This window comes from Polynucleobacter sp. MWH-Svant-W18 (genome assembly GCF_018687495.1).
Lineage (GTDB): Bacteria > Pseudomonadota > Gammaproteobacteria > Burkholderiales > Burkholderiaceae > Polynucleobacter.
This window is the reverse complement of the sequence record NZ_CP061293.1, coordinates 972,606-986,294: the sequence shown is the minus strand read 5'-3', so window position 1 is coordinate 986,294 and position 13,689 is coordinate 972,606. Positions and strand designations below refer to the sequence as shown.

The window sequence follows — 13,689 nt, the reverse complement described above, 5'->3', positions numbered from 1 at the left end:
AACATGTCTGAACGTTTAAATCAATTGGCTGCCAACCTTGAAAAGGTTCTCGGTCAGCGCGCCATTTCGATTGAGATTGCTTTGGGTGAAGTCACTGTAGTTGTGAAGGCAGATACCTATTTTGAATCTGCCATGTTGCTGCGTGATGATCCTGCTCTTGCGTTCGAACAATTAATTGATTTGTGTGGCGTGGATTACCAAGACTTCCGTGATGGTGCTTGGAGTGGCCAGCGCTTTGGTGTTGTGAGCCATTTGCTGTCCTTGCAGCACAACTGGCGTTTGCGCGTTAGAGTATTTGCGCCAGACGATAGCTATCCATTAGTTGCATCTATTACTCCAGTTTGGAGTTCGGCAAACTGGTTTGAACGTGAAGCATTTGATCTGTATGGCATCTTGTTTGAGGGTCATGATGATTTGCGTCGTATCTTGACTGACTATGGCTTTATTGGTCATCCATTCCGAAAAGATTTCCCTATCAGTGGTAATGTAGAAATGCGTTATGACCCAGAGCTTAAACGCGTTGTCTATCAGCCGGTCACGATTGAAGCCCGCGAGATTACCCCTCGTATCGTGCGCGAAGAGCAGTACGGAGGTCCGGTTTAAGTCATGGCACAAATTAAGAACTACACCCTCAATTTCGGTCCTCAACATCCTGCGGCTCATGGAGTATTGCGTTTAGTGCTCGAGCTTGATGGTGAGGTTATTCAGCGTGCTGATCCGCACATTGGCTTATTGCACCGTGCAACAGAGAAATTGGCTGAAACCCGTACCTGGATTCAGAACGTGCCTTATATGGATCGTCTTGATTACGTCTCGATGATGTCCAATGAGCACGCTTATGTTTTGGCAATCGAAAAATTATTGCAAGTCGATGTGCCATTGCGTGCTCAATATATTCGTGTGATGTATGACGAGCTCACGCGCTTATTGAATCACTTGTTATGGATTGGCTGTCACGGTCTTGACGTTGGTGCAATGGCGGTTTTCTTGTATGCCTTCCGTGATCGTGAAGATATTTTTGATATGTACGAGGCCGTATCTGGTGCACGTATGCATGCTGCTTACTACCGTCCAGGCGGCGTCTATCGTGATTTGCCTGATCAAATGGCGCAGTTTGGTAAGTCTAAAGTTCGTAGCGCTTCCGCTGTAAAGCGTCTCAATGAAAACCGCAGCGGTTCCTTGCTCGACTTCATTGAGCAGTTTGCTAATGGCTTTGACGCGAATGTTGATGAATACTGCAATTTGCTGACTGACAACCGAATTTGGAAGCAACGCTTGGTGAACATCGGCATCGTGACTCCAGAGCGCGCACTACAACTTGGCTTTACTGGTCCGATGTTGCGTGGTTCTGGTATCGAGTGGGATTTGCGTAAGAAGCAGCCATACGAAGTTTATGACCGTCTTGATTTTGATATTCCAGTAGGTGTTAACGGTGATTCCTATGATCGTTATTTGGTTCGCATGGAAGAGATGCGCCAGTCTAATCGCATCATCAAGCAATGTATTGCTTGGTTAAAAGCAAACCCAGGTCCAGTGATGAGCGATAACCACAAGGTTTCACCACCGAAGCGTGTGGATATGAAAACCAATATGGAAGAATTGATTCACCACTTCAAATTGTTTACAGAAGGTATTCACGTTCCAGATGGCGAGGCTTACTCCGCAGTTGAGCATCCAAAAGGTGAGTTTGGTATCTATTTGATTTCTGATGGCGCAAACAAGCCATACCGTATGAAGATTCGTGCGCCAGGATTTGTTCATCTTTCTGCCATGGATGAAATGTCACGTGGCCACATGTTGGCTGATGCCGTCACCATTATTGGCACCCAAGATATTGTGTTCGGGGAGATTGACCGCTAATTCAGCGTGCCAAGGATTATTTAATGACAAGTACTCTTCAACTATCCGATAAAACGCTGGCAGATATTGCTCGTAACGTCGCGAAATATCCCCCAAAGCAAAAGCAATCTGCTGTGATGGCTTCCTTGATCGCTGCTCAAACCGAACTAGGTTGGGTCTCGCCTGAAGTGATTGAGACTGTTGCTCAAATCTTAGATATGCCAACAATTGCAGTAGAAGAGGTTGCTACTTTCTACAATATGTACAACACCAAGCCGATTGGTAAGTACAAGCTGGTGATTTGTACAAACTTGCCTTGCCAGTTAACTCATGGTGAAACTGCGGCTAGCTATCTAAAAGATACTTTAGGTATTGGCTTTAATGAAACCACACCTTGTGGCACATTTACCTTAAAAGAGGGTGAGTGCATGGGCGCCTGTGGCGATTCACCAGTAATGCTCGTCAATGACAAGCGGATGTGTAGCTTCATGAGCAAAGAAAAGATTGATGCTCTATTAAATGAGCTCCGTGCAGAAGGGAAAGCAGCATGACCAGCTTGCACGACCGTCACATTAAACCACTGATCCTGGCTGGATTGAATGGCAACAACTGGCGTTTAAAAGATTACGAAAGTCGCGGCGGCTATCAACAGCTTCGTCGACTCATCAATGACAAGGTAGCCCCTGATGCCATCATCGCGGAATTAAAAGCTTCATCACTGCGTGGTCGTGGGGGTGCAGGCTTCCCAACAGGGTTGAAGTGGAGCTTTATGCCACGCCAATTTCCAGGTCAAAAGTATCTCGTGTGTAATAGCGATGAAGGTGAGCCAGGCACTTTTAAAGACCGCGACATCATGCGTTACAACCCGCATGCTTTGATTGAAGGCATGATCATTGGTGCGTACACCATGGGAATTACTGTTGGCTATAACTACATCCATGGCGAAATCTGGGAAGTGTATTCACGCTTTGAAGAAGCCCTGGAAGAAGCGCGCGCTGCTGGTTACTTGGGCGACAAAATTTTAAGTAGTGATTTCTCCTTCCAATTGCATGCCTCTCCAGGATGGGGTGCTTATATTTGTGGTGAAGAAACTGCCTTGCTGGAATCTTTAGAAGGTAAAAAAGGCCAACCACGCTTCAAGCCACCATTCCCAGCAAGCTTCGGTTTGTATGGCAAACCAACCACAATCAATAACACCGAAACATTTGCGGCTGTGCCATTCATTTTGGCCATTGGTGGTCAGGCCTACTTAGATCTTGGTAAGCCTAATAATGGTGGTACGAAGATTTTCTCTGTATCAGGTGATGTTGTTCATCCTGGTAATTATGAGATTCCATTAGGTACGCCATTTGCTGAGCTCTTGAAGCTCGCAGGGGGTATGCGTGATGGCAAAGCATTGAAAGCGGTTATACCTGGTGGATCGTCAGCCCCAGTAGTTCCTGCTGCGCAGATGATGGACCTGACGATGGATTACGACAGCATTGCTAAAGCAGGATCCATGTTGGGATCGGGCGCAGTGATTGTGATGAATGACACTCGTTGTATGGTTCGTGCCTTAGAGCGCCTATCGTATTTCTATCACGAAGAATCTTGTGGCCAGTGCACCCCATGCCGAGAAGGTACCGGCTGGTTATGGCGCATTGTTCACCGTATTGAACATGGTCAAGGACGTCCTGAGGATTTGGATCTGCTCAACGACGTCGCTGCAAACATTCAAGGTCGCACGATTTGTGCTTTAGGTGATGCAGCTGCAATGCCAGTACGTGGCATGTTGAAGCATTACATGGATGAATTTGCGTATCACGTAGAACATAAGCGCTGCTTAGATTCTGCACAACCTTTATAAGTTATTGAGCACGGGACATCTTAAAGTGAGCATGGTAGAAATCGAATTAGATGGTAAGACGGTAGAAGTTCCGCAAGGTTCGATGGTGATGCACGCCGCGAACAAACTCGGTACTTACGTCCCCCATTTCTGCTACCACAAGAAATTATCGATTGCTGCTAATTGCCGTATGTGTCTGGTCGAGGTTGAAAAAGCACCAAAACCATTGCCGGCTTGTGCAACACCTGTGACACAAGGCATGAAGGTGTTCACCCATTCAGCTAAAGCGGTAGAAGCACAGCGCTCCGTAATGGAGTTTTTGCTGATTAACCATCCATTGGATTGCCCAATTTGCGATCAAGGTGGAGAGTGCCAGTTACAAGACTTAGCAGTGGGTTACGGAAAATCAAACTCACGCTATGACGAAGAGAAGCGTGTGGTGTTTCATAAGAATGTGGGTCCATTGATCTCCATGCAGGAGATGACCCGCTGTATTCATTGCACCCGTTGTGTTCGATTCGGCCAAGAAGTAGCTGGTGTGATGGAGCTGGGTATGATCAATCGTGGTGAGCATTCAGAAATCACAACCTTTGTTGGGCAAACGGTAGATTCCGAGCTTTCTGGAAACATGATTGATATCTGTCCTGTTGGTGCATTGACCAGCAAACCATTCCGCTATGGTGCTCGTACTTGGGAGTTGGCACGCAAACGTTCAGTTAGCCCACACGATAGTTTGGGTGCAAACATAACTGTTCAAACGAAGGCCAACAAAGTGATGCGTGTGGTTGCCTTGGAAAATGAAGCCGTTAATGAATGCTGGATTAGCGATCGTGATCGCTTCTCTTATGAAGGTTTAAATAGCGCTGATCGTGTAACAACGCCAATGGTGAAGCAGGGTGGCAAGTGGTTAGAGACTGACTGGCAGTCAGCCCTTGATTATGTTGCACATTCACTAAAGACAATCGCTGCAGAAAGTGGGCCGGAGTCTATTGGTGCTTTAGCCCATCCAATTTCTAGCACTGAAGAATTGCACCTTTTGCAAAAAATGATACGTGGCTTAGGTTCCAAGCAAATTGAAACCCGTTTACGTCAAACTGATATTCAGTCGGCATCAAGCGCTCCGTGGCTAGGTATGCCAATTGCTAAAGTCAGTGAACTTGATCGTGCTTTGATCATTGGCAGCTTTTTACGTAAAGATCAACCCGTTCTGGCTGCAAGAATTCGTAGCGCAGCGAAACGTGGTTTACAGCTCATGCGTATTGATGCGGGTGGTGATGATTGGCTCATTCCAGCAAATAGTATTGCTACTGCACCAAGCGCATGGCTCAATACATTAAGTGAAGTAGCCTTAGCGGTAGCGAAAGCGAAGTCTGTTTCCGCTCCAGCAGGCACTCCGAATATCCCGGTCTCAGCTCAAGCGCAAAAGATTGCAGATAGTTTGCTTGCGGGCTCAAGCAAGGCTGTATTCATTGGATCAGCTGCAATTGCCCATCCACAGGCATCAGACTTGCATGTCTTGGCTCAATATATTGCAGAGCAGACTGGTGCTACTTTAGGATTCTTGCCTGTTGGTGGAAATGCAGTTGGCGCCTCACTGGTCAATGCAAATGGTGCTGGTGTCCAATCCGTTCTCTCTGGTGATCGCAAGGCGGTATTACTCATGAATATTGAGCCTGATACGGATTTGCCTAACCCTACGCAAGCACGTTCAGCCCTAGCAAAAGCCAATACGGTGATCGCATTGAGCGCTTATCAGAGTGCCGATCTGCTTGAGGTAGCTGACGTTATTCTGCCAATTACACCGTTTACAGAAACTGTTTCTACTTTCGTTAACGCAGAGGGCAGAGCTCAGACTGTTCAGCCTTCAGTCAAGCCTTTGGGTGACTCTCGTCCAGCATGGAAAGTTTTACGTGTTCTTGGTGGTTTATTAAATCTAGATAGCTTCTTGTTTAACTTGCCCGAAGAAGTTTTAGGTGAAGCGCTTCCTGAAAATTATTGCACTCGCTTAAGTAATCAAGCGATAAATCCTTCCGTTACCAATAGCAATGCATTGGCTTTGAATGGTCTGGAGCGCTTAGCTGATGTGAATATTTATGCTGGCGATCAAATTGTGCGTCGCTCGCCAGCATTACAGCTGACTCGTGATGCAAAGCGTGGCAACCAAGTCGGTTTGAATCCAGGATTATTTGCAGAGCTTGGCTTAAAAGAAGGTGACGCGGTTCGTGTGACTCAAGAAGGTCAGTCTGTTGATCTGCCAGCGATATTAGAAGTTAATCTTGCTTCAGGCGCCGTCAGAATTTCTGCCGGCACTATAGCGAGTGCGAAATTGGGATCGATGTTTGGTCCAGTAACTGTGAGCAAGGCGTAAGGGGCGAGATGGATAATTTCTTGAACCTCATCACCACTCAAGGCGCGGCGATTTTTGGGCCGTTCTGGCCATTAGTTTGGGCACTAGTGAGAATCGTGATTATTGTCTTGCCAATGTTTGGCTGTGTTGCTTACTTAACCCTTTGGGAAAGAAAGCTGATCGGCTGGATGCATATCCGTCTGGGACCAAACCGGGTAGGTCCTTTGGGCCTATTGCAGCCAATTGCGGATGCCTTAAAACTCTTGATGAAAGAAATTATTGCGCCAACTCAGGCTAGCAAGGTTCTCTATTTCATTGCGCCGATTATGGTGATCATGCCGGCATTTGCTGCTTGGGCTGTGATTCCTTTCCAAGCCAAGATGGTCCTTGCTGATGTCAATGCGGGTCTTCTATACATCATGGCAATCTCGTCGATTGGTGTCTACGGTGTCATATTAGCGGGCTGGTCCTCCAACTCAAAATATCCATTTCTGGGTGCAATGCGCGCATCTGCTCAAATGATCTCTTATGAAATCGCGATGGGCTTTGCTTTGGTATGTGTATTGCTGACATCCGGCTCTCTGAATTTAAGTAGCATTGTTGGCTCTCAAGAGCAGGGATACTTTGCTAGCATTGGACTGAACTTCCTCTCATGGAACTGGCTGCCATTATTGCCAATGTTCCTGATTTACTTTATCTCTGGCGTAGCTGAAACCAACCGTCATCCATTTGACGTAGTAGAGGGTGAATCTGAGATTGTTGCTGGACACATGGTTGAGTATTCAGGCATGTCTTTTGCGATGTTCTTCTTAGCTGAATACGCCAACATGATTCTGATTGCGGCAGTTGCTTCGATCATGTTCTTAGGTGGTTGGTTACCAATTGTTGATTTACCGATTTTGCGCGATATTCCTGGATTCTTCTGGTTATTTGGCAAAACCTTTTTCCTCCTATCTTGCGTTATTTGGTTGCGGGCGACATTGCCACGTTATCGCTATGACCAAATTATGCGTTTGGGCTGGAAGATTTTTATCCCCATTTCAGTATTTTGGGTGGTGGTTGTCGGTGCATGGGTTGTATCGCCATGGAATATCTGGAAATAAGGTGATCAATCATGTTTAAGAAAATTTCCCAATTCCTCGATAGTTTGATGCTCAAAGACATCTTGACTGGTATGTCCATTACTGGTCGTTATCTCTTTAAGCCAAAAATTACGATTCAATATCCAGAAGAGAAGACACCTTTATCCAGTCGCTTTCGCGGTCTGCATGCATTACGCCGCTATGAAAATGGTGAAGAGCGTTGCATTGGCTGCAAACTCTGTGAAGCAGTATGTCCTGCTTATGCCATCACCATTGAAACGGCAGAGCGTGATGATGGTACTCGTCGTACCACCCGTTATGACATCGACCTAACCAAATGTATTTTCTGCGGGTTCTGTGAAGAGGCATGCCCAGTTGACGCTATTGTCGAAACCAATATTTTTGAATACTTTGGCGACAAACGTGGTGACTTGTATTTCACCAAAGACATGCTTTTAGCTGTTGGCGACAAGTACGAAAAAGATATTGCCGCTAACCGTGCAGCAGATGCACCTTATCGCTAAGCGGATAGAGCAAAGATGACTATGACATTCGATCCATCCTTATTATTTTCTGTTTTCTTCTACGGATTTGCGGGTTTGCTCGTCATTTCGGCAGTTCGTGTGATCACAGCTCGCAATCCAGTGCACGCAGCCTTGTTCTTAGTCCTGTCATTCTTCTGCGCTTCTGGCTTGTGGATGTTGCTCAAGGCCGAGTTCTTGAGTTTGGCCCTCATTCTGGTTTATGTTGGTGCCGTGATGGTGCTCTTCTTGTTTGTGGTGATGATGTTAGATCTCGATATCGAACATTTACGCCGTGATTTCAAAAAGTTTTTACCAGTTGCCTTCCTAATGGGCGCAGTGATTGTGCTGGAGTTGTCGATTGTGATCATTCGCAGCTTCATCGGTACAAATGTGCCGGTTCAGGCGATGCCTGAAGAGATCGCTGCTAACAATACGCTCGCTTTGGGTAGATTAATTTTTGTGGATTATGTTTATGCCTTTGAGGTTGCTGGCGTGATCCTCTTGGTAGCCATTATTGCGGCAGTAGCACTAACATTACGCAATCGCAAAGACTCTAAAACGCAAAATATTCATGAGCAGGTCAATGTCGTTGCTGCTGATCGTATGCGCATTGTCAAAATGGGTTCAGATATGGCTGCGAAACAAGATGCTAGAGGAGAAAAGAAATGAATATCACTCTAGCTCACTATTTGGTGCTTGGTGCAATCCTATTTGCTATCAGCGTCGTTGGTATTTTCTTAAACCGTAAAAATGTCATCGTCTTGCTGATGGCAATTGAGTTGATGCTCCTTGCTGTAAACATGAATTTTGTTGCCTTCTCTCATTACTTAGGAGATATGGCGGGTCAAGTATTCGTATTTTTCATTCTGACTGTGGCAGCTGCTGAAGCAGCTATTGGTTTGGCAATCTTGGTTGTGCTGTTCCGTAAGCTCGACACCATTGATGCTGACAATCTTGACCACCTAAAAGGCTAGTCATGCAATTGACCTTAAATATTCCTGTTCTTTGCGCAATTCCGCTGGCGCCACTCATTGGCTCGATAATCGCTGGTTTTTTTGGTACCAAGTTAGGCGGTAACCGCATTGGTCATGGCGCCTGTCAATTTGTCACCATCTTAGGTGTGACTATTGCATTTGCACTGTCCTGCAATGTGTTGTCCCAGGTAATGGATGGTTTTTACTTCAATGGCACCGTTTATCGTTGGATGCAATTGGGTGAGCTCAATTTAGACATTGGTTTCTTAATTGATCCATTAACAGCCACCATGATGTGCGTAGTGACTTTTGTGTCGCTCATGGTCCACATTTATACGATTGGCTACATGCATGGTGAAGAGGGCTATAACCGCTTTTTCTCCTATATCTCTTTATTTACCTTTGCGATGTTAATGCTTGTGATGAGTAATAACTTGCTCCAACTCTTCTTTGGTTGGGAAGCAGTGGGCGTTGTGTCCTATCTCTTGATTGGTTTCTATTTTGAGCGCCAGTCTGCTGTCTTTGCCAATATGAAAGCATTCTTAGTCAATCGCGTTGGTGACTTTGGCTTCATTCTTGGTATTGGCTTATTGCTAGCAAGCACCGGCTCAATGCAATACGACGTTATTTTTTCTCAAAATACCGCTTTGGCAGCGCAAACATTACCAGGCACTAGCTGGAATTTAATCACTGTAATTTGTATTTGCTTATTCATCGGCGCGATGGGTAAATCAGCTCAGTTTCCATTGCATGTTTGGTTGCCAGACTCAATGGAAGGTCCAACCCCGATTTCCGCATTGATTCACGCAGCCACCATGGTTACTGCTGGTATCTTCATGGTGTCACGGATGTCACCATTATTTGAGCTCTCTGATGTGGCCTTGAGCTTTATCTTGGTGATTGGCTCGATTACAGCGCTTTTCATGGGCTTCTTGGGCATTGTCCAAAATGACATCAAGCGCGTTGTTGCATATTCCACCCTGTCTCAGTTGGGTTACATGACGATCGCTCTAGGTGTGTCAGCGTATCCAGTTGCTATTTTCCACCTGATGACCCATGCGTTCTTCAAGGCGTTGTTATTCCTTGCTGCTGGTAGCGTGATTTTAGGGATGCACCATGAGCAAGATATGCGCAAAATGGGTGGCCTGTGGAAGTACATGCCAATTACCTGTCTCATGATGCTGCTAGGTAATCTCGCTTTGATCGGTACACCATTCTTCTCTGGTTTCTATTCCAAAGACTCCATCATTGAAGCAGTTGCTGCTAGCCATATTCCAGGATCTGGTTTTGCCTATTTCGCAGTAATGGCGAGCGTCTTTGTTACGGCACTCTATTCATTCCGTTTGTACTTCTGGGTCTTCCACGGTAAAGCGCGCTGGGGTCACGCTGATGCGCATGCACATGACCATCATGAGCATGCAGAGCAGGGTGATGATCACGCACATCATGGTTTGGCACCCGGCGAGAAACCCCATGAGTCTCCCTTGGTAGTGACCTTGCCATTAATCCTCTTAGCTATCCCATCCGTCATTATTGGTTTTTATACGATTACGCCGTTGTTATTTGGGACGTATTTTGGTGACTCAATCTTTATTGATCTTGCACGTCATCCAGTCATGAAAGAGCTTGAAGAAGAGTTCCATGGTCCGATTGCTATGGCAATTCATGCCTTTACTTCCCCAGTTCTGCTCCTCGTAGTCCTTGGCGTATTGACTGCAGCCATCGGTTACCTATGGGCTCCTAAATTACCCGCTAAGGTAGCCGAAGCATTTGCACCAATTAAGAAGCTATTTGATAACAAATACTATCTTGATGATTTCAATCAAGCAGTATTTGCGAAAGGCCTCATTTGGATAGGCGGCATCTTATGGCACCGCGGTGACCAGAAGGTGATTGATGGTTTCTTTGTTAATGGCAGCGCACACACTGTAGGGCGTTTTGCCGGCGTCATCCGCCATTTGCAATCCGGTTATCTCTATCACTACGCCTTTGCAATGATTGCAGGCTTAGCAGTATTGCTAGCTTGGGTTTTGTATGCTTACCTGCCTTTTGTTCGCTAGGCCTTTGTTACTTAAGTAGCCACTATGACTCTTTCTTACGCCATCTGGACCCCGATTGTTTTCGGACTCATTATTTTGTTTTATGGGTCAGAGAAGCCATCTGCAGGCGTTCGCTGGTTAGCGCTGATCGGCGCAATCCTTGGGTTTATTTCTACCTTACCCCTAGTTATTCATTTTGATATTGCTAATCCAGGAATGCAGTTTGTAGAGAAGCTCAGCTGGATTCCGCGTTACGACATTAATTACTATCTTGGTATTGACGGCATTTCAGTGTGGTTCATTGTTTTAACTGCCTTCATTAATATTTTTGTAGTGATTGCCGCCTGGGAAGTTATTGATAAAAAGGTTTCGCAATACCTAGCTTCCTTCATGATTCTCTCGGGATTGATGATCGGGGTATTTTGTGCGCTAGACGCCTTGTTGTTCTACGTATTCTTTGAAGCAACCTTGATTCCGATGTACATCATTATTGGTGTTTGGGGTGGACATAATCGTATTTATGCCGCCTTCAAGTTCTTCTTGTATACCTTGTTAGGTTCATTGTTGACCTTGATTGCAATGCTTTACCTTTACAACGTCACGAATACCTTCGATATCTTGGCTTGGCAAAATGCTCGCTTAGATATTGTTGAACAAATTCTCTTATTTGCAGCATTCTTTATGGCCTTTGCTGTGAAGGTGCCTATGTGGCCCTTGCATACTTGGTTGCCAGACGTTCACGTTGAGGCCCCAACGGGTGGCTCAGTAGTTTTGGCGGCCATCATGCTCAAACTAGGAGCTTATGGCTTCTTGCGTTTCTCATTACCAATTGCCCCAGATGCTAGCCAATACCTTGGACCTTTTGTCATCTTCCTTTCTTTGGTAGCAGTGATTTATGTTGGCGCAGTAGCGCTAGTGCAAAAAGATATGAAGAAGTTGGTTGCTTACTCATCTGTTGCTCATATGGGTTTTGTAACGCTCGGCTTCTTCCTCTTTAGCCCGCTTGGTATTGAGGGCGGCATTGTGCAAATGATTTCTCATGGCTTCGTAGCTGGTGCTATGTTCCTCTCGATCGGTGTTTTATATGATCGGATGCATACACGCCAAATCGCAGATTACGGTGGTGTTGTGCATCGTATGCCAGCATTTACCGCTTTTGCGGTATTGATGGCAATGGCTAACTGCGGTTTACCTGCAACTTCTGGTTTCGTGGGGGAGTTTATGGTGATCTTGGCTGCAGTTGACTATGACTTTGTCATTGGTATCTTGGCTGCTACTGCCTTGATCCTCGGTGCAGCTTACTCACTCTGGATGGTAAAACGCGTGTTCTTTGGTGCCGTCAATAATGCACACGTTGAGGCATTAAAAGATCTCAATGCACGTGAATATTTCATGATGACAGTGTTGACCATCTGCGTACTGGGAATGGGTATCTATCCAAAGCCATTTACTGACATCATTCATCCAGCCGTAATTAATCTGCTACAGCATGTTGCTGTAAGCAAACTCTGAGTAAACGCAAATGCAAGCATTCGACCTATACGCCATCATGCCGGAACTTGTTTTACTGGTTGCCACTTGTTTATTGTTGGTGGTAAGCGTTTTTGTTCCAGAGAGAGTGGCCTCTACTCCTGGAGTTGAGCAAGATATTTTCCATACCCCACGTGGCGTTGGATTCTTTTATTTCTTCTCGATCATTCTGCTCGCTTTCTTGATTTTTGCTTTTGTTGGCCGCTTAGGTGATCCAACCCTGGTTGCAATGAATGACCTATTTCAATCAGATCCACTATCCAATTTACTAAAAGCCTGCTCCTGTGGAGCGGTCTTGGTTACTTTGATTTACTCAAAGCAATATCTCACAGATCGAGCTTTATTCCGCCCTGACTTTATTGCGCTGGCATTGTTGGCACTGCTTGGACAATTTGTATTGATTTCTGGTGCCAATCTATTGACTCTGTATCTCGGTTTGGAGTTAATGGCACTGCCAACCTATGCGCTAGTAGCAATGCGTCACACTCAGGAGAAGAGTGTTGAAGCCGGTATTAAGTATTTCATCTTGGGAGCATTAGCTTCTGGCTTTTTGCTCTATGGCATGTCGATGCTATATGGTGTGACTGGCTCACTTGATTTGATTGAAATCTTTAAAACTGTAGCTGATCCCCGAATTAACCATCTAGTCATGGCTTTTGGTTTGGTATTCATCGTAGCTGGCTTAGCCTTTAAGCTTGGTGTTGTGCCATTTCACATGTGGGTGCCGGATGTTTATCAAGGCGCACCAACGGCCGTCACCCTGATGATTGCTGCCGCTCCCAAGCTTGCTGCATTCGCATTATTGTTCCGCTTATTGGTCAATACCTTATTACCTCTCTTAGGTGATTGGCAACCAATGCTAGTGCTGCTGGCTGTCCTCTCGCTGGTGGTTGGTAACGTTACAGCGATTGCCCAAACCAATGTAAAGCGTATGTTGGCCTATTCAGCTATTGCGCAAATGGGCTTTGTACTCTTGGGCATGTTGTCTGTATTCGATGAGCATGCATTTAGCGCCTCATTGTTTTATGTGATTACTTATGTATTAACAACACTCGGAACTTTCGGCTTATTAATGGCTTTGTCTCGCAAAGGCTATGACTGCGAAACTTTAGATGGTCTAAAGGGTTTGAATAAGAAGCATCCTTGGTACGCGTTCATTGGGCTCGTCATGATGTTCTCCTTGGCAGGCATTCCGCCAACCGTTGGTTTTGCAGCTAAGCTTGGAGTTCTTGAGGCCTTAGTTGATGCTGAACACACCTTCTTGGCAATTATTGCGGTGATTGCCTCTTTAATTGGTGCGTTTTATTACTTGCGCGTCGTGAAGGTCATGTACTTTGATGAGCCTGAGCATGAGGTGACCGTCAGTGGATCAGGAGCCGCTAGAGGAATATTGGGATTGAATGCAATCTTGGTACTAGTGCTTGGCATAGTGCCTTCTAGCTTGATGGGTTTATGTTTGGATGCAATGCGTCGGACTCTATTAGGGTCCTAAGATTCATTTAATTGACCAATAAAGGCTCCTGACTGGA

General features: G+C 45.7%; 12 protein-coding genes. All 12 read left to right on the top strand.

Going from position 1 to position 13,689, the window contains the following annotated elements; translation table 11 throughout:
* The first annotated feature begins 3 nt into the window (after nt 1-3).
* The 12 genes from C2757_RS05145 to nuoN are packed head-to-tail and all read left to right on the top strand — an operon-like array spanning nt 4 to nt 13,652.
* Nucleotides 4-603: an NADH-quinone oxidoreductase subunit C gene (locus C2757_RS05145; protein ID WP_215373252.1), complete on the top strand. Its 600-nt coding sequence runs from the start codon at nt 4-6 to the stop codon at nt 601-603.
* 3 nt (nt 604-606) lie between these two features.
* Nucleotides 607-1,860: an NADH-quinone oxidoreductase subunit D gene (locus C2757_RS05140; RefSeq protein WP_215373250.1), complete on the top strand. Its 1,254-nt coding sequence runs from the start codon at nt 607-609 to the stop codon at nt 1,858-1,860.
* Between the two features lie 23 nt (nt 1,861-1,883).
* Entirely contained in the window at nt 1,884-2,390 is a 507-nt protein-coding gene (nuoE, locus tag C2757_RS05135; RefSeq protein ID WP_215373248.1) for an NADH-quinone oxidoreductase subunit NuoE, read from the top strand.
* Complete coding sequence (nuoF, locus tag C2757_RS05130; protein ID WP_215373246.1) at nt 2,387-3,685, top strand: NADH-quinone oxidoreductase subunit NuoF; 1,299 nt, start codon at nt 2,387-2,389, stop codon at nt 3,683-3,685. The genes nuoE and nuoF overlap by 4 nt, the downstream gene beginning before the upstream one ends.
* Nucleotides 3,686-3,716: 31 nt before the next feature.
* A complete protein-coding gene (gene nuoG / locus C2757_RS05125; protein WP_215373244.1) occupies nt 3,717-6,032 on the top strand; it encodes an NADH-quinone oxidoreductase subunit NuoG in 2,316 nt (771 codons plus the stop codon).
* 8 nt (nt 6,033-6,040) lie between these two features.
* Nucleotides 6,041-7,114: an NADH-quinone oxidoreductase subunit NuoH gene (gene nuoH, locus C2757_RS05120; protein ID WP_215373242.1), complete on the top strand. Its 1,074-nt coding sequence runs from the start codon at nt 6,041-6,043 to the stop codon at nt 7,112-7,114.
* 11 nt (nt 7,115-7,125) lie between these two features.
* Nucleotides 7,126-7,617 carry an NADH-quinone oxidoreductase subunit NuoI gene (gene nuoI / locus C2757_RS05115; protein ID WP_215373241.1) on the top strand — a complete coding sequence of 164 codons (492 nt, stop codon included), beginning with the start codon at nt 7,126-7,128 and terminating at the stop codon, nt 7,615-7,617.
* Between the two features lie 21 nt (nt 7,618-7,638).
* Nucleotides 7,639-8,286 (top strand): NADH-quinone oxidoreductase subunit J, encoded by a 648-nt coding sequence (locus tag C2757_RS05110; protein WP_215376942.1) that lies wholly within the window; start codon nt 7,639-7,641, stop codon nt 8,284-8,286.
* The gene (gene nuoK / locus C2757_RS05105) at nt 8,283-8,591 is read left to right on the top strand and encodes an NADH-quinone oxidoreductase subunit NuoK (RefSeq protein WP_215373240.1); all 309 of its coding nucleotides are present in this window, start codon (nt 8,283-8,285) and stop codon (nt 8,589-8,591) included. Before C2757_RS05110 ends, nuoK begins: the two co-directional genes overlap by 4 nt.
* A 2-nt stretch (nt 8,592-8,593) precedes the next feature.
* Nucleotides 8,594-10,651 carry an NADH-quinone oxidoreductase subunit L gene (gene nuoL / locus C2757_RS05100; protein WP_215373239.1) on the top strand — a complete coding sequence of 686 codons (2,058 nt, stop codon included), beginning with the start codon at nt 8,594-8,596 and terminating at the stop codon, nt 10,649-10,651.
* 24 nt (nt 10,652-10,675) lie between these two features.
* Entirely contained in the window at nt 10,676-12,142 is a 1,467-nt protein-coding gene (locus C2757_RS05095; RefSeq protein ID WP_215373238.1) for an NADH-quinone oxidoreductase subunit M, read from the top strand.
* 10 nt (nt 12,143-12,152) lie between these two features.
* On the top strand, nt 12,153-13,652 hold the full coding sequence (gene nuoN / locus C2757_RS05090; RefSeq protein ID WP_215373237.1) for an NADH-quinone oxidoreductase subunit NuoN: 1,500 nt from the start codon (nt 12,153-12,155) through the stop codon (nt 13,650-13,652).
* Nucleotides 13,653-13,689: the final 37 nt, after the last annotated feature.

Bases quoted from the DNA above. Each gene is read 5' to 3' on its own strand.
- C2757_RS05145 (WP_215373252.1), top strand. From the start codon at position 4: ATGTCTGAACGTTTAAATCAATTGGCTGCCAACCTTGAAAAGGTTCTC.
- C2757_RS05140 (WP_215373250.1), top strand. From the start codon at position 607: ATGGCACAAATTAAGAACTACACCCTCAATTTCGGTCCTCAACATCCT.
- nuoE (WP_215373248.1), top strand. From the start codon at position 1,884: ATGACAAGTACTCTTCAACTATCCGATAAAACGCTGGCAGATATTGCT.
- nuoF (WP_215373246.1), top strand. From the start codon at position 2,387: ATGACCAGCTTGCACGACCGTCACATTAAACCACTGATCCTGGCTGGA.
- nuoG (WP_215373244.1), top strand. From the start codon at position 3,717: ATGGTAGAAATCGAATTAGATGGTAAGACGGTAGAAGTTCCGCAAGGT.
- nuoH (WP_215373242.1), top strand. From the start codon at position 6,041: ATGGATAATTTCTTGAACCTCATCACCACTCAAGGCGCGGCGATTTTT.
- nuoI (WP_215373241.1), top strand. From the start codon at position 7,126: ATGTTTAAGAAAATTTCCCAATTCCTCGATAGTTTGATGCTCAAAGAC.
- C2757_RS05110 (WP_215376942.1), top strand. From the start codon at position 7,639: ATGACATTCGATCCATCCTTATTATTTTCTGTTTTCTTCTACGGATTT.
- nuoK (WP_215373240.1), top strand. From the start codon at position 8,283: ATGAATATCACTCTAGCTCACTATTTGGTGCTTGGTGCAATCCTATTT.
- nuoL (WP_215373239.1), top strand. From the start codon at position 8,594: ATGCAATTGACCTTAAATATTCCTGTTCTTTGCGCAATTCCGCTGGCG.
- C2757_RS05095 (WP_215373238.1), top strand. From the start codon at position 10,676: ATGACTCTTTCTTACGCCATCTGGACCCCGATTGTTTTCGGACTCATT.
- nuoN (WP_215373237.1), top strand. From the start codon at position 12,153: ATGCAAGCATTCGACCTATACGCCATCATGCCGGAACTTGTTTTACTG.